The sequence below is a fragment of the Pseudomonas sp. P106(2024) genome, assembly GCF_057480815.1.
Genome location: NZ_JBLIYU010000025.1, coordinates 1 through 26,157 on the forward strand (window position 1 = coordinate 1; position 26,157 = coordinate 26,157).

Annotated in this window: 20 protein-coding genes; 8 read left to right on the top strand and 12 right to left on the bottom strand. The window is 64.3% G+C overall.

Features of this window, described 5'->3' with window-relative positions:
* Positions 1-175: 175 nt before the first annotated feature.
* Positions 176-640: a CopD family protein gene (locus AC25M7_RS24580; RefSeq protein ID WP_486971580.1), complete on the bottom strand. Its 465-nt coding sequence runs from the start codon at positions 638-640 to the stop codon at positions 176-178.
* A 98-nt stretch (positions 641-738) separates the two neighbouring features.
* Between AC25M7_RS24580 and dinG the strand changes: the two genes are divergently transcribed.
* From dinG to pdxH, 5 genes are all read left to right on the top strand, one after another.
* Positions 739-2,883 carry an ATP-dependent DNA helicase DinG gene (dinG, locus tag AC25M7_RS24585; protein WP_062363845.1) on the top strand — a complete coding sequence of 715 codons (2,145 nt, stop codon included), beginning with the start codon at positions 739-741 and terminating at the stop codon, positions 2,881-2,883.
* 81 nt (positions 2,884-2,964) lie between these two features.
* Positions 2,965-5,193 carry a beta-galactosidase gene (locus tag AC25M7_RS24590; protein ID WP_486971581.1) on the top strand — a complete coding sequence of 743 codons (2,229 nt, stop codon included), beginning with the start codon at positions 2,965-2,967 and terminating at the stop codon, positions 5,191-5,193.
* Between the two features lie 169 nt (positions 5,194-5,362).
* The gene (locus AC25M7_RS24595) at positions 5,363-6,508 is read left to right on the top strand and encodes a serine hydrolase domain-containing protein (RefSeq protein ID WP_241413353.1); all 1,146 of its coding nucleotides are present in this window, start codon (positions 5,363-5,365) and stop codon (positions 6,506-6,508) included.
* 99 nt (positions 6,509-6,607) lie between these two features.
* Positions 6,608-7,585, top strand: a complete 978-nt coding sequence (locus AC25M7_RS24600) for an OmpA family protein (protein ID WP_028692127.1) — start codon at positions 6,608-6,610, stop codon at positions 7,583-7,585.
* A 19-nt stretch (positions 7,586-7,604) separates the two neighbouring features.
* On the top strand, positions 7,605-8,252 hold the full coding sequence (gene pdxH / locus AC25M7_RS24605; protein ID WP_028692126.1) for a pyridoxamine 5'-phosphate oxidase: 648 nt from the start codon (positions 7,605-7,607) through the stop codon (positions 8,250-8,252).
* 29 nt (positions 8,253-8,281) lie between these two features.
* Here pdxH and AC25M7_RS24610 read toward each other — a convergent pair whose 3' ends face one another.
* On the bottom strand, positions 8,282-8,512 hold the full coding sequence (locus AC25M7_RS24610; protein ID WP_028692125.1) for a hypothetical protein: 231 nt from the start codon (positions 8,510-8,512) through the stop codon (positions 8,282-8,284).
* A gap of 148 nt (positions 8,513-8,660) precedes the next feature.
* On the opposite strand from AC25M7_RS24610, the gene AC25M7_RS24615 reads away from it, so the two are divergent.
* Positions 8,661-9,125, top strand: a complete 465-nt coding sequence (locus AC25M7_RS24615) for an outer membrane lipoprotein (RefSeq protein WP_023632818.1) — start codon at positions 8,661-8,663, stop codon at positions 9,123-9,125.
* 71 nt (positions 9,126-9,196) lie between these two features.
* Here the strand turns inward: AC25M7_RS24615 and AC25M7_RS24620 are convergent, their stop codons facing one another.
* From AC25M7_RS24620 to AC25M7_RS24650, 7 genes are all read right to left on the bottom strand, one after another.
* Positions 9,197-10,804 carry an NAD(P)/FAD-dependent oxidoreductase gene (locus AC25M7_RS24620; RefSeq protein WP_486971582.1) on the bottom strand — a complete coding sequence of 536 codons (1,608 nt, stop codon included), beginning with the start codon at positions 10,802-10,804 and terminating at the stop codon, positions 9,197-9,199.
* A gap of 103 nt (positions 10,805-10,907) precedes the next feature.
* A complete protein-coding gene (locus AC25M7_RS24625) occupies positions 10,908-11,585 on the bottom strand; it encodes a COG3650 family protein (protein WP_028692123.1) in 678 nt (225 codons plus the stop codon).
* A 115-nt stretch (positions 11,586-11,700) separates the two neighbouring features.
* A complete protein-coding gene (locus AC25M7_RS24630) occupies positions 11,701-12,402 on the bottom strand; it encodes an ABC transporter ATP-binding protein (RefSeq protein ID WP_028692122.1) in 702 nt (233 codons plus the stop codon).
* The gene (gene livG, locus AC25M7_RS24635; RefSeq protein ID WP_028692121.1) at positions 12,403-13,170 is read right to left on the bottom strand and encodes a high-affinity branched-chain amino acid ABC transporter ATP-binding protein LivG; all 768 of its coding nucleotides are present in this window, start codon (positions 13,168-13,170) and stop codon (positions 12,403-12,405) included. It abuts the gene before it with no gap.
* Positions 13,167-14,423: a high-affinity branched-chain amino acid ABC transporter permease LivM gene (locus AC25M7_RS24640; protein WP_028692120.1), complete on the bottom strand. Its 1,257-nt coding sequence runs from the start codon at positions 14,421-14,423 to the stop codon at positions 13,167-13,169. The genes livG and AC25M7_RS24640 overlap by 4 nt, the downstream gene beginning before the upstream one ends.
* Positions 14,420-15,343 (bottom strand): high-affinity branched-chain amino acid ABC transporter permease LivH, encoded by a 924-nt coding sequence (gene livH / locus AC25M7_RS24645; RefSeq protein ID WP_028692119.1) that lies wholly within the window; start codon positions 15,341-15,343, stop codon positions 14,420-14,422. Before livH ends, AC25M7_RS24640 begins: the two co-directional genes overlap by 4 nt.
* Before the next feature lie 236 nt (positions 15,344-15,579).
* On the bottom strand, positions 15,580-16,695 hold the full coding sequence (locus tag AC25M7_RS24650) for a branched-chain amino acid ABC transporter substrate-binding protein (RefSeq protein ID WP_062573082.1): 1,116 nt from the start codon (positions 16,693-16,695) through the stop codon (positions 15,580-15,582).
* 358 nt (positions 16,696-17,053) lie between these two features.
* Here AC25M7_RS24650 and AC25M7_RS24655 point away from each other — a divergent pair, with 358 nt between their 5' ends.
* On the top strand, positions 17,054-17,359 hold the full coding sequence (locus AC25M7_RS24655; RefSeq protein ID WP_062363838.1) for a DUF2288 domain-containing protein: 306 nt from the start codon (positions 17,054-17,056) through the stop codon (positions 17,357-17,359).
* Between the two features lie 211 nt (positions 17,360-17,570).
* Here AC25M7_RS24655 and AC25M7_RS24660 read toward each other — a convergent pair whose 3' ends face one another.
* Complete coding sequence (locus AC25M7_RS24660; protein ID WP_028692116.1) at positions 17,571-19,754, bottom strand: hypothetical protein; 2,184 nt, start codon at positions 19,752-19,754, stop codon at positions 17,571-17,573.
* Positions 19,755-19,947: 193 nt separating this feature from the next.
* Here AC25M7_RS24660 and AC25M7_RS24665 point away from each other — a divergent pair, with 193 nt between their 5' ends.
* Complete coding sequence (locus AC25M7_RS24665) at positions 19,948-20,835, top strand: NAD(P)-dependent oxidoreductase (RefSeq protein ID WP_486971583.1); 888 nt, start codon at positions 19,948-19,950, stop codon at positions 20,833-20,835.
* On the opposite strand, the gene AC25M7_RS24670 is transcribed toward AC25M7_RS24665, so the two are convergent.
* Together AC25M7_RS24670 and rapA are read right to left on the bottom strand one after the other, a co-directional pair.
* Complete coding sequence (locus tag AC25M7_RS24670) at positions 20,735-22,999, bottom strand: putative bifunctional diguanylate cyclase/phosphodiesterase (protein ID WP_069015995.1); 2,265 nt, start codon at positions 22,997-22,999, stop codon at positions 20,735-20,737. The two genes, AC25M7_RS24665 and AC25M7_RS24670, sit on opposite strands and share 101 nt — an antisense overlap.
* A gap of 255 nt (positions 23,000-23,254) precedes the next feature.
* Positions 23,255-26,101, bottom strand: a complete 2,847-nt coding sequence (gene rapA, locus AC25M7_RS24675) for an RNA polymerase-associated protein RapA (protein ID WP_028692113.1) — start codon at positions 26,099-26,101, stop codon at positions 23,255-23,257.
* Positions 26,102-26,157 lie beyond the last annotated feature (56 nt).

Below are 26,157 nucleotides of genomic sequence, written 5' to 3' on the forward strand. Positions count from 1 at the left end.
TTGTACGGAGATCGGTTCATCAGGCCGACCTGGTGAAAGTCAGGGCCTGCCTGACGGCAGGCCGTTACCGGCCCGCACACAAAAAATCTGACACTTCCATGTCGACATCACCTACGAATGTGCTTACAAAAACCAAAAACAATCATCTGTGAAGCCGAGGCCGAAGCCAACCCCCTCAAACCCAAACTCGCGAACTGGCCACCCCCACCACCAACACCCCAATCAATAAATTAACCCCCACCAACCGCCGAATCCGCCCCAGCACCCCAGCCCCCGAAGCCCAATCCCCAGCCTCCACCGCCGTCCGCAGTTCAGGCAGCAACAAAGACTGAATCCGCATGAACAACGCAAACATGACAATCCCCCCGCCAATCATCACCTGCACGTAACGAGGCGCGGTCTCGAACCCGGCAAACCGCAGGTGAATCATCCCGACCCCGCTGACAGCCAACACCGCCACCGCCAGCCAGACCCATCTGAAGAACCGCTGGAAAACCTCCACCCACAACCGCAGCCGCGCAGGCCCCTCCAGCGCGGCAACCGATGCCGGCCGCAGCACCAGCCAGGCGAAGAACATCCCCCCGACCCAGACAAGGGCGGCCAGGACATGCAAGGTGTAGGGCAGGGCAAAGGCAAGCATCCGGATCTCCATGCGGCACAAAGGGCAATAGCGGGGTATGATAGCCGGCCCATGCGAAACACTGAAAATATATCCAGCCCTCCGGGCGCCTGCAGACCATGATCAGCAACGAACTCAAAGCCACCATCCAGGGCGCCTACTCGCGTTTCCTCGAAGCCAAAAGCCTCAAGCCACGCTACGGCCAGCGCCTGATGATCGCCGAAGTGGCCAAGGTACTCGGCGACATCGCCTGCGACGACGACGGCCGCCGTGCCGGCGAGCCCGCCGTGGTGGCCGTCGAGGCTGGCACCGGTACCGGCAAGACCGTCGCCTACAGCCTGGCCGCAATCCCCGCCGCAAAGGCTGCTGGCAAGCGCCTGGTAATCGCCACCGCGACCGTGGCCCTGCAGGAGCAGATCGTCTTCAAGGACCTGCCTGACCTGATGCGCAACAGCGGGCTGAACTTCAGCTTCGCCCTGGCCAAGGGCCGCGGCCGCTACCTGTGCCTGTCCAAGCTCGACGTCCTGCTGCAGGAAGGCCATGCCCAGTCGGCCACCGCCCAGCTGTTCGAGGAAGAGGGCTTTCGCATCGAGGTTGACGAGCGCAGCCAGAAGCTGTTCAACAGCATGATCGAGAAGCTCGCCGGCAACCGCTGGGACGGCGACCGCGACAGCTGGTCCGAAACCATCGAGGACCAGGACTGGGCTCGCCTGACCACCGACCATGGCCAGTGCACCGGCCGGCATTGCCCGAACTTCCAGCAGTGCGTGTTCTACAAGGCCCGTGAAGGCATGGGCAAGGTCGACGTGATCGTCACCAACCACGATATGGTCCTGGCCGACCTGGCCCTGGGCGGTGGCGCCGTGCTGCCCGACCCGCGCGACACCCTGTACGTGTTCGACGAAGGCCACCACCTGCCCGACAAGGCCATCGGCCACTTCGCCCACTATTCGCGCCTGCGCTCCACCGCCGACTGGCTGGAGCAGACCGCCAAGAACCTGACCAAGCTGCTGGCCCAGCATCCGCTGCCGGGCGACCTTGGCAAGTACATCGAGCAGGTCCCGGAGCTGGCGCGGGAAGTCCGCGCCCAGCAGCAGTTCATGTTCACCCTCTGCGAGCAGGTGGCGGATTTCCGCGCCGGCGAGGACATGGAAGGCCGTGACCGTCCGCGCTACCGTTTCGAAGGCGGGGTGGTGCCTGAGCAGATCCGCGAGGTCGGCATCGAGCTCAAGAAAGGCTTCGCCCGCCTCAACGACCTGTTTACCCGCCTGGCCGACCTGCTCAAGGAAGGCATGGATGGCGAGAACAACATTGGTATCGCCAGCCACCAGGCCGAGGAGTGGTACCCGCTGTTCGGCAGCCTGGTGACCCGCGCCCAGGGCAACTGGGAACTGTGGACCGCGTTCACCGCCGAAGATCCGGAAGACAACCCGCCCATGGCCCGCTGGCTGACCCTGGCTGAAAGCGGCGCGCTGTTTGACATCGAAGTCAACGCCAGCCCCATCCTGGCCGCCGAGATGCTGCGCAAGAGCCTGTGGAACGTCGCTTATGGCGCTCTGGTGACCTCGGCAACGCTCACCGCCCTGGGCAAGTTCGACCGCTTCCGCATGCGTTCGGGCCTGCCCCGCGATGCCGTGCAATGCGTGGTGCCCAGCCCGTTCGTGCACGGTGACGCCGGGCTGTTGCGAGTGCCCGACCTGGGCGCCGACCCACGGGATGCCACCGCCCATACCGCAGCGATCATCCGCGAACTGCCGGCCATCGTCGAGGATGCCCGTGGCGCGCTGGTGCTGTTCTCGTCGCGCAAGCAGATGCAGGACGTGTTCGATGGCCTGGACCGCGACTGGCGCAAGCTGGTGCTGATCCAGGGCAACCTGTCCAAACAGGAGACCCTCAACAAGCACAAGGCGCGGGTCGACGATGGCCAACACAGCGTGCTGTTCGGCCTGGCCAGCTTTGCCGAGGGCGTCGACCTGCCGGGTGCCTACTGCGAGCACGTCGTGATCGCCAAGATTCCCTTCGCCGTGCCGGATGACCCGGTTGAAGCCGCGCTGGCCGAATGGATCGAAGCCCGGGGCGGCAACCCGTTCATGGAAATCGCCGTGCCCGACGCCTCGCTGCGCCTGATCCAGGCCTGTGGTCGGTTGCTGCGCACCGAGCAGGACCGTGGCGTCATCACCTTGCTCGATCGACGCCTGGTCACCCAACGCTACGGCAAGGCTATTCTCAACGCACTGCCACCCTTCCGACGGGAAATCGGCTGAGCGCCGGAGCAAGATGCTAGACCCGTTGTCCATTACTCGATTGCGAGCCCATGACGGGCTCCGAAGGAGAGTCACCGCCCTATGATCCGCCGCACCCTGCCTGTCGTGTTCTCCCTGTTGTTCAGTGCGCCCTTGCTGGCCGGGCAACAGACGCTGTTCAGCTTCGTGCGCCCGGCCTCGGTGGTGAATGTCGTCACCCAGGACGCCAACCTGCCGCAGTACAACGCGGAACAGACAGCCGAAGGCGAAGTGTTGCGGCGGGTGGTGTTCAACCCGGTGGCGCAGCCGACCCTGCGCCTCGCGCCACAAGGCGGAGCGTGGGACTGGAGCGCCGGCCAGGCACTGACCCTGCGCCTGCAGAGTGGCATGGACTGGGCGCTGACTGTCGATGTAACGGTGCAGAGCAGCGACGGGCGTACCCTCACCAGCCGCATCGACCTGCCGGCCGGGCCCGCGCAGACCGTGATGATTCCGCTCAAGGCCAGTTCACCACTGAGCCAGGGTATGCGCGCCGGGCCACCGATGCCCTGGACTTTCGAGGGACAACGCCTGCTACTCACCAGCAGTGAAGGCGCGGTGGACTTGGCGCAGGTCACTTCGATCAGCCTGAGCATTCCCGGCCCCAAGGTAGCCCAGAGCCTGTTGATCGAGAAAGTCGGCCTGCAGGATGACGACCAGGCGTTCAAGGCTGCCTACAGCGAATTGATCGATGCCTATGGGCAGTCGACTCGGGGCCGCTGGCCGGAGAAGATCGTCGGCGATGAGCAGCTCAAGGCCGCCGACAACCGTGAACAGGCACAACTCAAGGCCTGGCTGGCTGAGCGCGACAAGCTCAAGCTGGACACCTATGGCGGCCTGCTCGCGGGGCCGGCCTTCGAAGCCAAGGGCTTCTTCCGCACCGAGAAGCGCGACGGGCGCTGGTACCTGGTGACGCCCGACGGGCATCCGTTCTATTCGCTCGGCGTCAATGCCGTTGCCGCCGATGGCGGGCGCACCTATGTCGCCGGTCGCGAAGGCATGTTCAAGGGCTTGCCGGGCGAGGGCGACGCCATGACCGCCTTCTACGGCGAAGGAAACAATGATGACGGCAATGCCTCGTCCCAGGGTCGGGGCTTCAAGCAAGGGCGCTGGTTCGATTTCTATGCGGCCAACCTGCAGCGCACCTACGGCAAGCCTTGTCCGCAGGATGGCACGGCCTGCCCGGCGCCGGCCTTGGACGCCCAGCGCTGGCAGGCCCACACCCTCGATCGCCTGCAGGCCTGGGGCTTCAACACCCTCGGCAACTGGAGCGACCCGGCGCTCGGCCAGGCCAGGCGCCTGCCGTACACCTTGCCGCTGTCGATCGTCGGTGACTACGCCAGCATCAGCACTGGCATGGACTGGTGGGGTCGCATGCCCGACCCGTTCGACCCGCGCTTCGCCATGGCCACCGAGCGCGCCGTGGCCATCGCCGCCCGGGATCACCGCGATGACCCCTGGCTGATCGGTTATTTCGCCGACAACGAACTGGCCTGGGCCGCCCCCGGCGACGATCCCAAGGCACGCTACGGCCTGGCCTATGGCACCTTGCGCCTGACCACCGATGTGCCGGCCAAGCGTGCCTTCCTCAAGCAGTTGCGCGACAAATACCGCAACCAGCAAGGTTTGTCGAAGGCCTGGGGGATCGAGCTGACCGCCTGGGAACTGATGGAAGACCCAGGGTTCGAGGCGCCATTGCCCAATCCGGAGCACCCGGAAATCGAGCGTGACTACCAGTATTTCCAGCAGGTGTTCGCCGAAACCTATTTCAAGACCATTTCCGATGCCCTGAAGTGGCATGCGCCCAACCATCTGCTGCTGGGCGGTCGCTATGCGGTCAGCACGCCTGAAGCGGTGCAGGCCTGCGCCAGGTTCTGCGATGTGCTGAGCTTCAACTTCTATACCTTGAAGCCTGAAGACGGCTACGACTTCGTCCGGTTGGCCGAGTTGGACAAGCCGGTGCTCGTCTCGGAGTTCCAGTTCGGCTCCCGCGATCGCGGTCCGTTCTGGCCAGGCCCGCTGGAAGTCGCCCGCGAGGAAGATCGCGGGCCGGCCTATGCCAACTTCCTCAAGGCCGCCATGGCCCAGCCGATGATCGTTGGCGCGCACTGGTTCCAGTATCTCGACCAACCGGCCAGCGGCAGGCTGCTGGACGGCGAGAACGGCCACCTGGGCCTGGTGGCCATCACCGACGTGAGCTACCCGGGCTTCGTCGAAGCGGTGCGCCGGAGCAACCTGCAGAGCATCACGCAGCTACGCACCGAACTGGACAAGCCCGCTCCCAAAAAATGAGCGCTGTCCCTGGCAGCGCTTTTGTGGGAGCGGGCTTGCCCCGCGATAGCGTCCCACCAGGGAACATGGACACCCCTGACAACCACCCAGCCATATCCAGTTTGCAAATCGCCCAACTACTGAAACAATGCACCCCTTTGCAAGCCAGGCCGTACAGAGAGGTAGTCGGGTGCAGATCCAGGGTCACTATGAGCTGAAGTTCGAGGCGGTGCGCGATGCCTTCGCCGCGTTGTTCGAGGATCCCCAGGAGCGTGGTGCCGCATTGTGCATCCAGGTCGGCGGCGAGACCGTGCTCGACCTGTGGGCTGGCAGCGCCGACAAGGACGGCCGCGAGGCCTGGCACAGCGACACCATCGCCAACCTGTTCTCCTGCACCAAGACCTTCACCGCCGTCACCGCCCTGCAACTGGTGGGCGAGGGCAAGCTGGCCCTCGATGCGCCGGTGGCGCGCTACTGGCCGGAGTTCGCCCAGGCTGGCAAGGAGCAGGTCACCCTGCGCCAGTTGCTCAGCCACCGCGCAGGTCTGCCGGCCATCCGCGAGCTGCTGCCGGCCGAGGCGCTGTATGACTGGCAGGCCATGGTCGATGCCCTGGCCGCCGAAGCGCCCTGGTGGACGCCCGGCAGCGAACACGGTTACGCGGCGATCACCTATGGCTGGCTGATCGGCGAGTTGATCCGCCGCGCCGACGGTCGCGGCCCGGGCGACTCGATCGTGGCCCGCACCGCCCGGCCATTGGGGTTGGATTTCCATGTCGGCCTGGCCGACGACGCGTTCCACCGCGTGGCGCATATCGCCCGCGGCAAGGGCAACCCCGGCGATGCCGCGGCCCAGCGCCTGCTGCAGGTCACGATGCGCGAGCCCGAGGCCCTGTCGACCCGGGCTTTCACCAACCCTCCGGCAATCCTCACCAGCACCAACAAGCCCGAATGGCGGCGCATGCAGCAACCAGCGGCCAATGGCCACGGCAACGCCCGCAGCCTGGCGGGCTTCTATGCCGGCCTGCTCGACGGCAGCCTGCTGGAGTCCGAACTGCTTGACGAACTGACCCGCGAGCACAGCCTCGGCCAGGACCGCACCCTGTTGACCCAGACCCGCTTCGGCCTGGGCTGCATGCTCGACCAGCCAGAAGTGGCCAACGCCACTTTCGGCCTTGGCGCGCGGGCGTTCGGCCATCCCGGCGCGGGCGGCTCGGTCGGCTTTGCCGACCCCGAACACGACGTGGCCTTTGGCTTCGTCACCAATACCCTGGGCCCCTATGTACTGATGGACCCGCGCGCTCAACGCCTGGTGCGTGTCCTTGGCAGTTGCCTTTGATCGGGTAACGCGGGTATTGACCGGACCCTTTGACTATCCTCAATGCCAACGCCTGATGGGTATGGGCAAAATTTCTTTCTATTTCATGGTGTATCGCTGATGTCTTCACATAAAACCTTAGCACTCGCCCTGTGCCTGGCCATGACCGGCTGCGCCAGCCACTCCCAGGACGCTTCCAAGGACAGTGGCCTGAACTGGTGGCCCTTTGGTTCGGACAAGGTCGCCGACAAGGAAGTGAAGGAGGCTGTCGTCGAAAACGTCGCCAAGGCCGATGCCAAGTCCGAGAGCGCCAGCCGCTGGTGGTGGCCGTTCGGTAGCGACGAGAAAAAAGACAAGGTCGCGGCGGTGCCGAAGATCGACCAGAAGGCCACCCAGGCTTGGCTCGACCAGTACGAACCGAAGGTCCGCGAAGCGATCAAGGGCAGCAAGTTCGAACTCGAACGTCGTGAAGATGTGCTGGCGGTAACCATTCCGGTGGACAGCGCCTACAACCCGGACCGTCCGAACATGCTGCTGCCGGTCACCCTCGGCCCGATCACCCAGGTGGCCAAGGCCATTGAGACCGACACCAAGACCGCGGTGCTGATCCTCGGCCACGCCGACAGCAGCGGTGCCACCGCCGCCAACCAGAAGCTCAGCCTCGAGCGCGCAGCTTCCGTGTCGGCGATCTTCCGTCTCAGCGGCCTGCAGCGTGACCGCCTGATGCTCAAGGGCATGGGCTCGGTGATGCCGCGCGCCGCCAACGACAGCGCCGAGGGCCGTGCCCTGAACCGACGCGTCGAGCTGCTGCTGACCCCGCAGAACACCATGGTCGCGCTGCTGGCCAAGTACCAGCAGGCCGCCCCGGCGCCAGCCCCGACGGCGATGGTCGCCACCCAGGATGCCAAGGCTCCGGCGGCCAAGCCAGCCGCCAAGGCCGCTGCCAAGCCAGCTGCGAAAAAGCCGGCCGCCAAGGCCAAGGCGCCGGCCAAGGCCAGCACCAGCGCGAAGAAGAAAGCCGCTCCGGCCAAACCTGCCGCGAAGAAGGCCGCCACCGACAAGAAAGTCGCCGCCAACAGCCCTGCGAAGACCAACTGATCGTCAAGGAAACGCAGTCATGACCCAATCCCTGGCCGATATGCGCCGCGACTACACCCGTGATGGCCTGGCCGAAGCCCAGGCCCCGGGGGAGCCGTTCGCGCTGTTCCACCACTGGTTCGCTGATGCGGTGAAGACCGAACAACTGCCGGTGGAAGCCAACGCCATGACCCTGGCGACCGTCGACGCCGACGGCCGCCCGCATTGCCGGGTACTGTTGCTCAAGGCCCTCGATGCCCGAGGCTTCACGTTCTTCACCAATTACGAAAGCGCCAAGGGCCAGCACATCGCGGTGAACCCGTTCGCGGCCATGACCTTCTTCTGGCCGGCGCTGGAGCGCCAGGTGCGAATTGAAGGGCGGGTGGAAAAGGTCACGGCCAAGGAGTCGGACGATTACTACCAGGTACGCCCGCTGGGCAGCCGCCTGGGCGCCTGGGCGTCGCCGCAGAGCCGGGTGATTGCTGACCGTGAGGAGCTGGAAGGGCTGGTCAAGGCCACCGAGGCGCGCTTTTCCGATACGCAACCGCATTGCCCGGAACACTGGGGCGGCTACCGCCTGGTGCCGGAGCGTGTCGAGTTCTGGCAGGGGCGAGCCAGTCGCCTGCACGACCGGCTGAACTTCCGGTTGGTCGATGGCCAGTGGTTGCGCGAGCGCCTGGCGCCCTGAGGTGCTGGGGCTGCAAAGCAGCCCCAGCATTACCGATACCCCGCCGCCTCCCGCTCCAGCCACGCCGCCAACTCCTTGCGCCGCACTTTCTCCACCCGCGCCCGCTCGAGCAACTTGAGCATGAAATCCCGCTTCGCCGGATCCTCCCCGGCTAGCGACAGCGCCAGGTCCCGGTCCATCCAGCGACGCATGCGCACATACAGCCACCCGTGAAAATACAGGCCGGCGATAGTCACCACGACGACGATGAAGTAATCCATGGCTATCCTTGGTCTCACGTTAAATGCCCGCCACATGGCCGGCATAGGCTGTACCTGGGCTGAATGAAAACAATTTTATAACGTTTGCGTCGTGACACCTGTCAAGGCGCGGAGTCTAATGAACACTTGTCTTCTGGAGATTGACCCCATGCGTAAATCCGCTTTGCTGCTGGCCAGCTTCACCACCGTGTCGCTGCTGCTGGGCGGCTGCCAGTCGTCGCTGACCGGCGACAGCTACTCCCGTGATGAGGCCCGCCGCGTGCAGACCGTGCGCATGGGCACCATCGAATCCCTGCGTCCGGTGAAGATCGAAGGCACCAAGACCCCGATTGGCGGTGGCGCCGGCGCCATCGTCGGTGGCGTCGCCGGTAGCGCCGTCGGCGGAGGCCGAGGCAGCATCGTTGCTGCGGTAATCGGTGCCGTGGCCGGTGGCCTGGCAGGTTCGGCCGCCGAAGAAGGCCTGACCCGCACCCAGGGCGTCGAGATTACCGTACGTGAAGACGACGGCAGCATGCGCGCCTACGTGCAGCAAGTGCAGCAGAACGAGATCTTCCGTGTGGGCGAGCGTGTGCGCATCATGACCGTCGATGGCACCAGTCGCGTCACTCACTGATCACCGCACAAAAGAAACCCCGAACCGGCCTGGCCTGTTCGGGGTTTTCTTTTGCTTGCCCTGCAGTGGGATTACAGGCCGAGTATGTCCCGCGCCACCGCCTCGGCGATGCGGATGCCATCCACGCCCGCTGACAGAATGCCACCAGCGTAGCCCGCACCTTCACCCGCCGGGAACAAGCCCCTGAGGTTGAGGCTCTGGAAGCTGGCATCACGGGTGATGCGCAGCGGCGAGGAGGTGCGGGTCTCGATGCCGGTCAGCACCGCGTCATGCAGGTTGTAGCCCTTGATCTGGCGGTCGAAGGCCGGCAGCGCCTCACGAATCGCCTCGATGGCGAAGTCCGGCAGGCTCGGGGCCAGGTCGCCCAGGGTCACGCCCGGCTTGTAGGACGGCTCGACGCTGCCCAGCGCGGTGGACGGACGGCCGGCGACGAAGTCACCCACCAACTGCGCCGGTGCCTGGTAGTTGCTGCCGCCCATCACGTAGGCATGGGCCTCCAGGCGTTCCTGCAGCTCGATGCCAGCCAGTGGGCCGCCCGGGTAGTCGCGCTCGGGGTCGATACCGACGACGATGCCGGAGTTGGCGTTGCGCTCATTGCGTGAGTACTGGCTCATGCCGTTGGTGACCACGCGCCCCGGTTCGCTGGTGGCGGCGACCACGGTGCCGCCCGGGCACATGCAGAAGCTGTAGACTGAACGGCCATTCTTGGCGTGGTGCACCAGCTTGTAGTCGGCGGCGCCGAGTTTCGGGTGGCCGGCGTACTTGCCCAGGCGCGCCTTGTCGATCAGCGACTGCGGGTGCTCGATACGGAAACCGACCGAGAACGGCTTGGCTTCCATGAACACGCCTTTGGCGTGGAGCATGCGGAAGGTGTCGCGGGCGCTGTGACCCAAGGCAAGGACCACATGGCGCGAGTGCAACTGTTCGCCGCTGTCCAGTACCACGCCTGTGAGCTGTTCGCCGTCGATCAGCAGGTCGGTAACCTTCTGCTCGAAGCGTACCTCACCGCCCAGGGTGATGATTTCTTCGCGCATCTTCTCGACCATGCTGGTCAGGCGGAAGGTACCGATGTGCGGCTTGTTGATGTAAAGGATCTCTTCCGGGGCACCGGCCTTGACGAACTCTTCCAGCACCTTGCGGCCGTGGTGGTTCGGGTCCTTGATCTGGCTGTACAGCTTGCCGTCGGAGAAGGTGCCGGCGCCGCCTTCGCCGAACTGCACGTTGGACTCGGGGTTGAGCACGCTCTTGCGCCACAGGCCCCAGGTGTCCTTGGTGCGCTGGCGCACTTCCTTGCCGCGTTCCAGCACGATCGGCTTGAAGCCCATCTGCGCCAGCACCAGCCCGGCGAAGATGCCGCAGGGGCCGAAGCCGACCACGATCGGGCGCGCAGACAGCTCGGCCGGGGCCTGGCCGACGAACTTGTAGCTGACGTCCGGGGCCACGCTGATCTTGGCGTCGTCTTCAAAGCGGCGCAGCAGTTCGTCTTCGTTGCTGGTTTCAAGGTCGATGGTGTAGATGAACAGCAGCTCGCTGTTCTTCTTGCGCGCATCGTAGCTGCGCTTGAACAGGGTGAAACCGAGCAGTTGCTCATCGCTGATGCCCAGGCGCTGGACGATGGCGGCGCGCAGCTCGTCGTCGGAGTGGTCCAGGGGCAGCTTCAGTTCGGTGATTCGTAGCATGGCAGGGTCCAGTATCCCGGCCATGGGCGGCCGGCGGCTTTACACAAACCGCCAAGTATAAGCTGTTAGCCGCCCCGACTGGCAGGATAAAAGTGCCCGGCGATCAGAGGTCGCGGGCGCCACCGTAGTAGGCGCAGCCCTGCAGGGTCTTGCCGTCGATGCGCAGCTCGGCCTTGAGGTGGCGGATGGCACCGGTGGCGCCGTCGACGCAGCGCTGCGGCGCGACCCATAGCTCGACGCGCTGGCCATTGGCTTCGCTGGACAAGCTCAGGCCGCCGCCGGGCATTTCCTCCTCCAGGTAAGGCAGCGGCAGCGGGTCCTGGCCGATGCGGTTGAGCACCATGCCCTTGCCACTGGCCTTGATGTCCCAGTCCGGTTCATGGCCGCCGGCACGCAGGGTCAGTTGCTTGAAGTTCGGGTCTTCGCAGCCACTGTATTCGGAGGTTTCCAGTCGGTACAGGCGGGTCACGTCGAGCTGGCCGTCGCTGCCGGCCTGCTTGCTGCCGGTCATGCGCGCGCGGACGTCGGCGAACAGTTTGTCACCGGCGTCGTCGGCCAGGTTGGCGGCTTCCTGCAGGATGCCGGTGGCGGCGACGTCGTTGACGATGAAGCGACGGCTTTCGCTGCAGGGCTTGAACAGCAGATGACCGCCGGCCGCGCTCAGCTCGCCTTGCATGCGGGTGGTGCCCAGGTTCGGGTCGACCGGTTTTTCGGCCAGCATCTGGCAGCCGGCGAACAGCGGCAGCAAGGCGGTGAGCAACAGTGAAGGGGTGAGGCGCATGGGGCGTGCTCCGGGAGACGTTGCAAAAGAGCTGGCCACGTTACGCAGGGTGCGCAGGTATCACAAGGGCCTCATCGAGGGGCAAGAAAAAAGGGCCCGAAGGCCCTTTGATCATTCAACCCCCGAGGTACGCGTCGCGTACCTTCGGGTCGGTCAGCAACGCTTCACCGGTACCCTGCATCACCACCTTGCCGTTTTCCAGCACATACGCCCGGTCGGCGATCTTCAGCGCCTGGTTGGCGTTCTGCTCCACCAGGAACACCGTCACGCCATCGCGGCGCAGCTGTTCGATGATGTCGAAGATCTGCTGGATGATGATCGGCGCCAGGCCCAGCGATGGCTCGTCGAGCAGCAGCAGCTTGGGCTTGCTCATCAGCGCCCGGCCGATGGCCAGCATCTGCTGCTCGCCGCCGGACATGGTGCCGCCGCGCTGGATGTAGCGTTCCTTCAGACGCGGGAACAGCTGCAGGACTTTGTCCAGCTGTTCCTGGTAGTCGCCCTTGTCGGTGAAGAAACCGCCCATGGCCAGGTTTTCCTCGACAGTCAGGCGCGAGAACACGCGGCGGCCTTCCGGCACCACCGCGATGCTCTTGCGCATGATGTGCGAGGACGGCTGGCCGACCAGCTCCTCGCCCAGGTACTTGATGCTGCCGCTGCTCGCCTGGGGCGAGCCGCAGAGGGTCATCAGCAGGGTCGACTTGCCGGCACCGTTGGCACCGATCAGGGTGACGATCTCGCCCTGGTTGATCTCCACGTTGACGCTGTGCAGCGCCTGGATCTTGCCGTAGAAGGTGGAAACGTTCTCGAACTTCAGCATTTACGCCTCCCCCAGGTAGGCCTTGATCACATCAGGGTTGCCGCGAATCTCTTCCGGCGTGCCATCGGCCAGGGGCGTGCCCTGGTTGATCACCACGATGTGGTCGGAAATGCTCATCACCAGTTTCATGTCGTGCTCGATCAGCAGCACGGTCACGTTGTGGGATTCGCGCAGGTAGGCGATGAGGGCCTTGAGGTCCTCGGTCTCCTTGGGGTTCAGGCCGGCGGCCGGTTCGTCGAGCATGATGATCCGCGGTTGGGTCATCATGCAGCGGGCGATTTCCAGGCGCCGCTGCTGGCCGTAGGCGAGGGTGCCGGCGGTACGGTTGGCGAACTCGGTCAGGTTGACCTTCTCCAGCCAGTACTGCGCGCGCTCCATGGCCTCCTTCTCGCTGCGACGGAAGCCCGGGGTCTTGAACAGGCCGGCGAAGAAGTTGGTGTTCAGATGGCGGTGCTGGGCGATCAGCAGGTTTTCCAGCGCGGTCATTTCCTTGAACAGGCGCACGTTCTGGAAGGTCCGCACCACGCCCTTGCGGGCGATCTGATGGCCGGCCAGGCCCTGGATCGGCTGGCCGTCGAGCAGGATGGTGCCGCCGCTGGGCTTGTAGAAGCCGGTGAGGCAGTTGAACACGGTGGTCTTGCCGGCGCCGTTCGGGCCGATCAACGCCACCACTTGTTTTTCCTTGACGGTCAGGCCCACGCCGTTGACCGCCAACAAGCCGCCGAAGCGCATGCTCAGGCCGCTGACTTGCAGAATTTCGCGGCTCATCGAGGCAGCTCCATGTGCGGACGTTGCATGGGCAGCAGGCCCTGCGGACGCCAGATCATCATCAACACCATCAGCGCACCGAACATCAGCATCCGGTATTCGCTGAACTCACGCATCATCTCCGGCAGAAGGATCATCACGATGGCCGCGAGAATCACGCCCAGCTGCGAACCCATGCCACCCAGCACGACGATGGCGAGGATGATCGCCGACTCGATGAAGGTGAACGACTCCGGTGTCACCAGCCCCTGGCGGGCAGCGAAGAAGCTGCCGGCGAAACCGGCGAAGCAGGCACCCAGGGTGAACGCCGAGAGCTTGATCACGGTGGGGTTCAGGCCCAGCGCACGGCAGGCGATCTCGTCTTCACGTAGCGCTTCCCAGGCCCGGCCGATCGGCATGCGCAGCAGGCGGTTGATGACGAACAGCGCCAGCAGTGCCAGCAGCAGGGCCACCAGGTAGAGGAAGATCACCTTGTTGATCGAGTTGTATTCCAGCCCGAAGAACTCGTGGAAGGTCTGCATGCCCTCGGCGGCGCGGCGTTCGAAGGTCAGGCCGAAGAACTCCGGCTTGGGGATGTTGCTGATGCCGTTGGGGCCGCCGGTCCAGTCGGTGAGGTTACGCAGGAACAGGCGGATGATCTCGCCGAAGCCCAGGGTCACGATCGCCAGGTAGTCGCCGCGCAGGCGCAGCACCGGGAAGCCGAGCAGGAAACCGAAGGTGGCGGCCATCAGGCCGGCGATCGGCAGGCACACCCAGAAGCTCCAGCCCAGGTAGTGCGAGAGCATCGCGTAGCTGTAGGCGCCGACGGCATAGAAGCCGACGTAACCCAGGTCGAGCAGGCCCGCAAGCCCCACCACGATGTTCAGGCCCAGGCCCAGCAACACGTAGATCAGGATCAAGGTGGCGATGTCGACCGCGCCGCGCGAGCCGAAGAACGGCCAGATCAGCGCCGCCACGATCAGCCCCATGATGACCCAGCGCTGGGTCTTCGGCAGGGTGAGGAAGTTGGTCACCGAAGGTGGTACCAGCTTGCGCTCCGAGCGGCGGCCCATCACCGCGCTCCACTGCTTGTCGAACAACACGCGCAGGAACATCAGCACCGAGCACGCGGCGATGATGCTGATGGTGAACGAGCCCTGGCTGTGCACGATCAGGCTGATGCCGTCGATGCTGAGTTTCAAGCCCAGCACCGGGAAGGCCACGGCCCAGACCAGCAAGGCGCTGAAGAACGCCTGTTTGAGATTTCTGTTCATACTTTTTCAACCTCCGGGCGGCCCAGGATGCCGGTCGGCCGGAACAGCAGGACAAGAACCAAAAGACCGAATGCCACCACGTCCTTGTACTGGTCGCCGAAGATGTCGGCGCCGAACGCTTCGGCCACGCCCAGCACCAGCCCGCCGAGCATGGCGCCCGGGATGCTGCCGATGCCGCCCAGTACCGCCGCGGTGAAGGCCTTCAGGCCCACCAGGAAACCGGCGTTGGGGTTGATCACCCCGTACTGCATGCTCAGCAGCACGGCCGCCACCGCCGCCAGCGCGGCGCCGATGACGAAGGTCAGGGCGATGATGTTGTTGGTGTTGATGCCCAGCAGGTTGGCCATCTTGATGTCCTCGGCGCAGGCGCGGCAGGCGCGACCCAGGCGAGAACGGGAGATGAACAGGGTCAGGCAGGTCATGGCGACGAGGGTCACCACGAACACCAGGATCTGCATGTACGAGACCAGCACCTCCTCCGCGCCGCCCGGGCCGAACGAGAAGCTGCCGGGGATCAGGTTGGGGATGGACTTGTCCTTGGAGTCCTGCGACAGCAGGACGGTGTTCTGCAGGAAGATCGACATGCCGATGGCGGAGATCAGCGGGATCAGCCGGTTGCTGTTGCGCAGCGGTCGGTAGGCGACCCGTTCGATGCTGTAGCCGTAGGCACTGGTGACGAAGATCGTGGCGACGAAGGCCACGGTCATCAGGATCGGCAATGAGTGGATGCCCATCATGGCCAGCCCGGCGAGGGCGATGAAGGCCACGTAGGAACCGATCATGTACACCTCGCCGTGGGCGAAGTTGATCATGCCGATGATGCCGTACACCATCGTGTAACCGATGGCGATCAGCGCGTAGGTACTGCCGATGGTCAATCCGTTAACCAGTTGTTGTAGGAAATGGTAGATCTCAGGCATTACAGCGCTCCTAAAAACCTGATTTGCATTTCTCTGGCGGGGGATGACCCCGGCCCATGTTCTCGTGGTCTACGCCACGTGATCTTGTGCGGGCACAACCAGGAAACCGCGGGTGACGGTTTTAAGATTTTCAGGTGAACCGGCTCCCGGATCACGGGAATCAGGTCCATAGAACCTCGTAAAACAAAGCCCACTGCTCGCACAGTGGGCTTCTCGGTCAGCTATTAGTCACGCAGTTACTGAGGGGAGACTTCGGTCTTCGGCTTGCCGAAGTGCCATTCGTAGACCACGAACTTGAAGTCCTTCAGGTCGCCTTTCTCATCGTAGGACAGGTCGCCGGTCGGGGTCTTGAAGGTACCGGCGTGGATGGCGGCAGCCACCTTGTCGGTGTCTTCGGACTTGGCGGCCTTGATGCCTTCGGCGATCAGCTGGACAGCCGAATAGGCCGGGAACACGAACGGACCGCTCGGGTCCTTGCCGTCGGCCTTGATGGCGTCGACGATGGCCTTGTTCGCAGGGTCGGCGTCGAACGATTTCGGCAGGGTGACCAGCAGGCCTTCGGAGGCATTCTGGGCGATCTGCGAGATGGAGTCGTTACCCACGCCTTCCGGACCCATGAACTTGGCCTTCAGGCCCTTCTCTTGCGCCTGGCGCAGGATCAGGCCCAGCTCCGGGTGGTAGCCGCCGTAGTAGACGAAGTCGACGTTGTTCTGCTTGAGCTTCTGGATGATCGAGGAGAAGTCCTTGTCACCGGCGTTCAGGCCTTCGAAGACGGCGACCTTGGTGCCTTTCTTCTCGAGGGTGGTCTTGACCGCGGTGGCGATGCCTTCGCCGTACTGCTGCTTGTCGTGCAGGACCGCAACGACCTTCGGCTTGACGTGGTCGGCGATGTAGTTGCCGGCGGCCGGGCCCTGGGCGCTGTCCAGGCCGATGGTGCGGAAGACCATCTTGTAGCCACGGCTGGTGATGTCCGGGGAGGTGGCGGCGGGGGTGATCATGATCACGCCTTCGTCTTCGTAGATGTCGGACGCAGGCTGGGTGGAGCTGGAGCAGAGGTGGCCGATCACGTACTTGACGCCATCGTTGACCACTTTGTTGGCGACGGCCACGGCCTGTTTAGGGTCGCACGCGTCGTCGTATTCCTTGGCTTCGAGCATCTTGCCATCGACGCCGCCCTTGGCGTTGATGTCCTTGATGGCCTGTTTGGCGCCGACGAACTGCATGTCGCCGTACTGGGTCACCGGCCCGGTCTTGGGACCGGCGATGCCGATCTTGATGGTGTCGGCGGCAAACGAATGGCTGGCGACTCCGGCCAGAACCATCGCGGCAAACAGCTTGGAAATCTTGATCATAGTGCTCCACTCATTCTGTTGTAATTCTTATAGTCCTGAGGCCAGGGCTACAGACCGGGCGGGATCTACGGCCTGGCTACGCCATGCCGTGAGCCCACCTTCCCCCGGAACATGTCCCGGAACTGTACCGGTACAGTGTAGAGCGCCGTCCGAGCGCTTGAAAAGCGGGCGAAAAGCGTCTGTTTCGAGGGGTGTCGCCTGGTCGACATAAAGATACAGAAAAGCGCCATCACTTTGCCGGTATCCGCGGCCCGCCCCCACAAGTTCGGGCCTGATCGACCAAATTACGTATTTGAAACCAGGTTTTTCTGCAAAAATGCCGGCCTTTTTGTTGGACGATCTTTGCGCAGGTAGACCCATGACTGATCAAGTAAGCACCCTCTATGCCAAATTGCTCGGCGAGACCGCCGTCATCGAGTGGAAAGCCCTGGAGCGTTTCTGGGCCAAGGGTGACCTGATTTGGGTCGATCCCAGCCTCGACCTGATCACCGTTGCCGAGGCGATGGCCGAGAATCGCAGCGAGATCTTCGCCAAGTGGCGTAATGATGGCACTGTCGGAGCGGTGTCTGCTGAGCAGGCGCTCGACCTGCAAACCCGCGATCCAGAGATCTGGGCGGTGGTGGTTTCGCCGTTCATCGTGATCCAGGCGAAGAAAGCGGAATAAGCAAGCGCTTTTTTAGTGCGCAAAAACGCGCATACGCCTCGTGATGGTGCGCGTTGACGCTCACGTAAGGTGGAAGTTGGTAACAGTGGCGGGGTGATTTGGCGGGGCGGTAACAGTTTACGGCATGCGTAATACGCCGCCGAAATGATCGCGGGGCAAGCCCGCTCCCACGAAGCCTCCTCGTGGGAGCGGGCTTGCCCCGCGATGGTTTTCAGTAGTCCACGCGCCCGGTATGGCTGTTCAGCGAAATCACCCGGGTCTTGCCGATGCGATGGCGGAAGATCTCGCGCAGGTACTTCACTGCCTTCTTCACGCACTCGCGCGATAGGCGGATATCGTTGATCGAGACGAAGCGGCTCTTGTCGTTGATCAGCTCGCGGTATTTCTTCTCGTACATCGGCTTGATCGCGTACCAGTTGGTGTCGAGGATCTTCGCCGGGTTCTCGAACTCGTTGAGCAGGTCGTCGATGCTGTCTTCATCGAAGTGCTCGCTGGTGATGAACTCCAGGATCGCGTTGTCCATGGTGTCGTCGAAGCGGTACGGGTTACGCGCGAAGCAGCGCTTGATGAACGCCACGATCAGGGTCAGGAAGTCGTCCGACAGGCAAGGGCTCTTGGCGATCAGGGTGGTCAGTGACAGGTTGGCCGAGGCGCCGATCACCAACGCGTAGCGCTTGAGCGTGGTGTTGGGGAACAGGCTGTTGAGGTGGGTCTTGAGCCGGTTCAGGTCCATGTACGACAGCTTGTAGTCCTTGGGCAGGGAGACGATCGACACCACCGACGAGCAGTTCTTGAAGAAGTGCAGGTCGTGCAGGGCCGCGGCGTCGTAGCCCGAGGCCTGGTACTGCTCCAGCGCGGCGCGGTAGCGGCGCGACTCGATCGGCAGCAGGCTGATGCCCTCGATGGCCTGAGTCTGCTTGTTGAAGTGCGGCAGGTCGATGGAGCGGAAGAACAGGTCGTCGATATCCAGGCGCGGCTGCTCGCGCTCGAACACCTTGAACTTGTCCGACCCTGCCGGTGGCACTTCCGGCACCACCGATTCGGCGTAGGCGATGGCCACGGGGCCGGCCAGGCTCATGAACAGGTCGTTGGCGTCCAGGCGAATGGTCTCGCCGATGTCGATGCCGGCGCGACGGAAGTAGTTCTGGTCGTAGTCGGTGGTCACCGCCTGGGCGGTGAGGATGTTGAAAATCTGCTGGGAGATGTACTGGTTGGCGTGCTTCTCCATGGCGTTGACGTCGATGTTCTGGATCGTGCCGTCATCGCTCTCCTCGGCGTAGCGCATGATGTCGTTGGAGATCAGCATCATCGCGTTCCATGGGCGGATACGGCCCATGACGCTGGCTTCGCTGCTGTCTTCATTGTCGAAGTTGTACGAGAAGTCCCATTCCTCCGACAGGTATTTGCATAGCAGGCGTCCGGCGTTGATGTGCAGCGCCTCGGACATTTCGCTGCGGTGGTCGGAGGCGTTGGGCAGCACGCAGATGCCGCTGGTGAAGATCGGCTCGAAGACGAACGAGTGCCCGCTCTTGCCGTCGTTCTCGTCGGCCGGCTTGGTGTCGAAGGTCTTGTTCATGTACGAGTACTGCTGGGCCAGGCCGAATTCCGAGGCCATCCCTGAACCTGTGCCGCCGCCGGCGCTGAAGATGTAGAAGTACAGGCGCGACTGGTTGGCCTTGATGCCGCAGGAGTCGATCAGGTACGAGTGGATCAGTTTCCAGTCGGCACTGGAGAAGCGCTGGGTGTCCTTGTTGAGGATGATCTTGGCCAGGTACTGGCCAAGGATCGGCGCGTTACCGGCACCCCCGGCATGCACCTCGGACAGGTCCATGATCTTCATCTTGCTGTAGTCACGCAGGAAGCCGCCACGCTCGCCCTTGCGCGAGAAGCGGATGCGCCCGGCGATGTCCTTGTCCAGGTCGCCCAGCATCACCAGCGGCTCGACCAGGAACACCGGCTTGGCGGCCTTGTTCTGCACCAGGCGCAGGTTCTGGCGGATCCAGCGCGCCGGGCTGTAGCCTGCTTCACCCTTGAAGCGGTCCTCGTTGTTGTACTCATTGAGGAAGAAGGTGCGGGCGTTGTATACCAGTTCCGCCACGTCCAGGGCGATGTTCGAGCCGCAGCGGCCCAGGCCAATCAGGCACACCGACGGGAACTGCTGCTCCAGGCGCAGCTGGTCCTCGTCCTCCACGTGCAGGTTCGGCGGAAACACCAGGTCGCGCAGGCCGTCGAGGTTGTCGAGGATGCGCTGGATGTCCTGCTCGGTGAAGTACAGGTACTGCTGCGCCGGCATGCTGCGGGCGGCGGGAAGGTCTCGAGCACTGCCGGCAGTCAGCGAAGTGGGGCTGAGGGTCGGCTCGGGGACCGCATTGGCAGAAGTGTTCGTAGAGGTCATAGTGCGCCATTTGCCTGGAGTGGTTGGCTTCCCGGTGATGCATGTCATCTAGCCATCACGGAGAAATTTCGCGACTTTATCAGTGCGTCTTTTTCTTATGCGATAGGGGGTTTCCTTAGTCGGACTAAGGTTTTTCCGTTCGCACCCGCATTGCATCGTCCGTTTGTCACGCTTCTTTAATCTGGAGTCGCTCATGAGTACTGCATTGCCTTCGTTGGGTTTTGCCGGGATTGGCCTGATGGGCCTGCCGATGTGCCGTCGGTTGCTGGCCGCCGGGTATCCGTTGACCGTGTGGAACCGCAGTCCGGGCAAGTGCGCCGAGCTGGTCGCCGCCGGTGCGCAACTGGCCGCCAGCCCCGCCGAGCTGTGCCAGGCGACGGACATGGTGCTGCTGTGCCTGGCCGACACGGCGGTGGTGCGCGAGGTGGTGTTCGGCGAGCAGGGCATCGTCCATGGCGGGCGCAGTGGTCAGCTGCTGGTGGACTTCTCCAGCCTGGAGCCAACCGCCACCCGTGAAATGGCCGCCGAGCTGGCCGCCCTGTGCGGCATGGCCTGGCTCGATGCACCGGTGTCCGGCGGCACGCCGGGGGCCGAGGCGGGTACCCTGGCGATCATGGTCGGCGGCGAGGCCGATGATCTCGAGCGGGCGCGGCCGGTGCTGCTGACCCTGGGCCAGCAAGTCACGCACATGGGCGCGGTGGGCGCCGGCCAGGTGACCAAGGCGTGCAACCAGATGATCGTGGCCTGCAATGCGCTGGTGATCGCCGAGGTGGTGGCCCTGGCCGAGCAGTCAGGGGTCGATGCGCGGCTGATCGCCGAGGCGCTGGCCGGTGGATTCGCCGACTCCAGGCCGCTGCAGATCCTTGCCCCGCAGATGGCCGAGAGCCGCTTCGAGCCGGTCAAGTGGCACGTGCGCACCTTGCTCAAGGACCTCGATACCGCGGTGAAGTTTTCCCGCGAGCAGGGCTCGGCGACGCCGCTCAGTGGCCTCGCCGCGCAGCTGATGCGCCTGCACGGTAGCCAGGGTTATCTGCAAAAAGATCCGGCGACTCTGGTAACGCTGTATCGCAACAAGGACTGAGCTCGCCCGATTGGCGGTCGAGGCGTTCGAGGATCGGCCGTAGCTCGGCCAGCGGCACCGGCCGGCTGAGCAGGTAGCCCTGCAGGTAGTCGCAGCCATGGCTGGCGAGGAACTCATGCTGCTCGACGGTCTCGACGCCTTCGGTGACCACCTTCAGGTGCAGGGTGTGGGCCATGATGATGATTGCCTGGACGATTTCCCGGTCCTTCTGGCTGCCCGGCACGTCCTGGATGAACGAGCGGTCGATCTTCAGCACGTCCAGCGGCAGCCGTTTCAGGTAGGCCAATGACGAATAGCCGGTGCCGAAGTCGTCGATCGAAAGCGCCACGCCCTGGGCGCGGATGCGCTTGAGCAGGCTGATGGTGTGATGAATGTCGCCCATCAGCGCGTTTTCGGTGACCTCCAGTTCCAGCTGGCGCGGCGCCAGGCCGGCCTGGAACAGCGCCATCTCCACCTCGGTGGCCAGCTCCTCGCGGCCGAGGGTGAGCGCCGAGCAGTTCACCGTGACCTTCAGTTCGCCATAGCCGTGGCGATTGAGCTGGGCCAGATCCTCGCAGGCCCGGCGCAGCACCCACAGGTCCAGTTCGGCGATCAGGCCGTTGGCCTCGGCGATGCAGATGAAACGCTCGGGGCTGAGCAGGCCGTGCTGCGGGTGCTGCCAGCGTACCAGGGCCTCGAGCTTGGCCACCTGGCCGCTGCGCAGGTCGTAGATCGGCTGGTAGTGCACGCATAGGCCGCGCTCCTCGAACAGCGCCACGCGCAGTTCCTCCTCCAGTTGCAGCTCCAAGGTGGCACGGGTCTTCAGGCCGCTGTTGAAGAAGTTCAGGCTGTTGCGCCCGCAGCCTTTGGACTGGTACAGCGCCAGGTCGGCGTTCTTCAGCAGTTCCTCGGTGCTCTGGCCGTCATCGGGGAAGATGCTGATGCCGATGCTGGTGGTCATGACCATGCGCCGGCCCGCCAGGTCGATCGGCTCCTTCATCCGCTGCATGATGCGCTGGGCCAGGTGGCGGGCCTCGTCGCGGCTGTTGAGGCTGGTGACGATGCAGAACTCATCGCCACCGAAGCGCGCCACCAGGTCCTGACCGCGGGTGGCGGCCTTGATATGGCCGGCGATCACCTTGAGCAGTTCGTCGCCGGCGGCATGCCCGAGGCTGTCGTTGATGCGCTTGAAATGGTCGATGTCGAGGAACATCACCGCCAGCATGCCCTCATGGGCGGCCTGTTCGGCCAGGCGCTCGGCGAACACCTGGTTGAAGCCGCGGCGGTTGACCAGGTTGGTCAGGGCATCGTAGTGGGCTGCCTGCTGCAGCGAAGCCCGGGCCTGGTCGAGCTGGCTGAGCAACACATTGACCCGGCGCAGGTCGTGCTCCTTGCTCTGCAGCTTCTTGTCGGCCAGCGCCGCGCTGATGCTGCCAGCGCTGATCAGCAGGGTGATGACAGCGATGGTCAGTGCCAACTGCAGACTGTTGTCGGCCGAGGGCAGGCGCAGGGCGGTTTCGCCGGGAATCACCAGGGTCATGGCCGCCATGCCGGTGAAATGAGTCAGCACGATGCCGCCGGCCATCAGCAGGCTGGCGCCGTACTTGAGCAACAGGTGCAAGGTGCCGCTGCCCTTGCGGAAGTAGCGGGCCATCAGCAGCGCCACCAGGCTGACGAGCACGGCGATGCCGATGGAGGCGAGCAGCAGGCCGGTCTGGTAGTACTGCTGGGCGCTGGTCTGCAGGGCGGCCATGCCGGTGTAGTGCATGATGCTGATGCCCAGGCCGATGAACAGCGCGGTCTGCAGATAGTGGCGCAGGCGCATTTCGCTGCGATTGAGGCTGTTCATCGCCAGCCAGGCGGCGAGCAGGGCCACCAGCAGCGACAAGCCTGTCAGCGGTGCGTCGAAGTGGATCTCCAGCGGTGCCTGGAACGCCAGCATGCTGATGAAGTGCATGGCCCAGATCCCGCCGGCCAGGCAGCAGGCGCCAAGCACTCGCCATTGCCGACGGGCGAAGCGGTCCTCGCATTGGCTCTGGCGTTCGCTCATGTCCAGGGTGGCGAAACAGGCGGCGCTGGCCACGACGAAGGCGAGCAGCACCAGGAAGGGGTTGTGTCGGCAGTCGAGGATGATCTGTCCGGTCGCCGGCAGCTCGGCGAACAATTGCAGTCCCAGCCACTCCATTGCAGGCCTCTTCGTCGAGTCTTCACTCGTCCCCAAATAGCACGGATGGAGACTGTTCCTGCAGGAGTATAGAAACGGGTGCTTAAGCCTTCCTGATTAATGGCACTTTGATTTCTACCATTTGGATATGAAGGCAATAGCTGGATGGTCTAAATGAATATCGACTGGCCGAAGCGATCGCGGGGCAAGCCCGCTCCCTCGAATCCCTGACGGGCTCGTGGGAGCGGGCTTGCCCCGCGATGACCTCTATTGAGATCAACCCGCGACAAGCACCCGGATCGCCTCAAGGCGCAGCGCCGCTTTGTCCAGCGCCGCCAGCCCTTCTTCACGCTGCTTGCGCAGGGCATCGATCTCGCTGTCACGCACGCTCGGATTCACGGCCTTCAGCGCGGTCAGGCGCGCCAGTTCCTCGTCGGCCTCGGCGGTGAGCCGCTGCCGGGCCTGGGCCACGCGTTCGTTGTGGGTCGGCAGGACCTTGGCCTCGCCGGCGGCGATGCGCTTGGCCAGCACGTCGCGCTGGGCCTGGACGAACTTGTTGGCGCTGGCCTTGGGCACGCTTTCGAGCTGGTCGTTAAGGGTTTCGAACGCCACCCGCGGGCCCAGGTCGTTGCCGTTGGTATCCAGCAGGCAGCGCAGCGCCGCCGGCGGCAGGTAACGGCCCAGCTGCAGGCTGCGGGGGGCGACCACTTCACTGACGTAGAGCAGTTCGAGCAGCACGGTGCCGGGCTTGAGCGCCTTGTTCTTGATCAGCGCAACCGCGGTGTTGCCCATCGAACCGGACAGCACCAGGTCCATGCCACCTTGGACCATCGGGTGTTCCCAGGTGAGGAACTGCATGTCCTCGCGCGACAGCGCCTGGCCACGGTCGTAGGTGATGGTCACGCCTTCGTCGTCGCCCAGCGGGAAGCTGGCATCGAGCATCTTCTCGCTCGGCTTGAGGATCAGGGCGTTTTCCGAATGGTCCTCGCTGTCGATGCCGAAGGCGTCGAACAGGGTTTCCATATAGATCGGCAGGGCGAACTGGTCGTCCTGTTCGAGAATGGCCTCGACCAGCGCCTGGCCTTCGCCGGCACCGCCGGAGTTGAGCTCCAGCAGGCGGTCGCGGCCGGTATGCAGCTCGGCTTCCAGGCGCTCGCGCTCGGCGCGGGCCTCGGCCACCAGCTTGCTCCAGCTCTTCTCGTCACTGTCGGCCAGCAGTGGCAGCAGGCGCGGGCCGAACTGATGCTGCAGGGCGTTGCCGGTCGGGCAGGTGTTGAGAAAGGCGTTGAGGCCTTCGTGGTACCACTGGAACAGGCGCTCCTGCGGGCTGTCCTGCAGGTACGGGATGTGCAGCTGGATCGTGTGTTTCTGGCCGATCCGGTCGAGACGGCCGATGCGCTGCTCGAGCAGGTCGGGGTGCGCCGGCAGGTCGAACATCACCAGGTGGTGGGCGAACTGGAAGTTGCGGCCCTCACTGCCGATCTCGGAGCAGATCAGCACCTGGGCGCCGAATTCCTCATCGGCGAAATAGGCGGCGGCACGGTCGCGCTCGAGGATGCTCATGCCTTCATGGAACACCGTGGCCGGGATGCCGGAACGCACGCGCAGGGCGTCTTCCAGGTCCATGGCGGTCTCGGCGTGGGCGCAGATCACCAGGACCTTGGTGCGCTTGAGCATCTTCAGGGTGTCGATCAGCCAGTCGACCCGTGGATCGAAACGCCACCAGCGCTCGTCGTCGCCGGTCTCGCCCTGGGCCTGGAAGGCCACTTCCGGGTACAACTCGGCGCGCTCGCCCGAGGGCAGCTCGGCGTAGGCGTCGGGGTTGGCCAGCGGGTAGGGGTGCAGCTGGCGCTCGGGGAAGCCCTGGATTGCCGCGCGGGTGTTGCGAAACAGCACGCGGCCGGTACCGTGGCGGTCGAGCAGCTCGCGGATCAGACGGGCGCTGGCCTGGCTGTCGCCATCGCTGACCGCGGCCAGCAGGGCTTCGCCTTCGGCACCGAGGAAGCCTTGGATAGTAGCGTGGGCCTTGGCCGACAGACGGCCTTCGTCGAGCAGTTCCTGCACCGCTTCAGCGACCGGGCGATAGTTTTCGCTCTCGGCACGGAAGGCGGCAAGGTCGTGGAAACGGTTGGGGTCGAGCAGGCGCAGGCGGGCGAAGTGGCTGTCCTGGCCGAGCTGTTCCGGGGTGGCGGTGAGCAGCAGCACGCCCGGGATGACCTGGGCCAGTTGCTCGACCAGCGCATACTCGGCGCTGGCCTGTTCCTCGTGCCAGACCAGGTGGTGTGCTTCGTCGACCACCATCAGGTCCCAGCCGGCGGCAAACAGCGCGTCCTGGGCCTTCTCGTCCTCGACCAGCCATTCCAGGGCGACCAGCGCCAGCTGGGCATCCTCGAACGGGTTGCTGGCGTCGCTTTCGATGAAGCGCTCGGCGTCGAACAGTGCCACTTGCAGGTTGAAGCGTCGGCGCATTTCCACCAGCCACTGGTGCTGGAGGTTCTCGGGTACCAGGATCAGCACGCGATTGGCCCGCCCGGACAGCAGCTGGCGGTGGATTACCAGGCCAGCCTCGATGGTCTTGCCCAGGCCCACTTCGTCGGCCAGCAATACCCGGGGAGCGATGCGGTCGGCCACTTCACGGGCGATGTGCAACTGGTGGGCGATGGGTTGGGCGCGCACACCGCCCAGGCCCCACAAGGGGGAGAGCATCTGCTTGCTGGTGTGCTGCAGGGTGTTGTAGCGCAGCGAGAACCACGACAGCGGGTCGATCTGCCCGGCGAACAGGCGGTCGCTGGCAAGGCGGAACTGGATGAAGTTTGACAGCTGCGTCTCGGGCAGGGTGCGCGGCTGGTTCTGGCCATCGATGCCGTGGTAGACCATCAGGCCGTCGATGTCCTCGACTTCCTGCACGGTCAGCTTCCAGCCTTCGAAGTGGGTGATCAGGTCGCCGGGCGAGAAGCGCACGCGGGTCAGCGGCGCATTGCGTAGCGAGTACTGGCGGGTGTCGCCCGTGGCCGGGTAGAGCACGGTCAACAGACGGCCATCCTGCGCCAGGATGGTCCCAAGACCGAGCTCGGCTTCGCTGTCGCTGATCCAGCGTTGCCCCGGTTGATACTGCTGCGCCATACTGCCAAAACTCCCGCGATGAAAAAGCCGGCTATGTTAACGGATCGGCTTCGCCA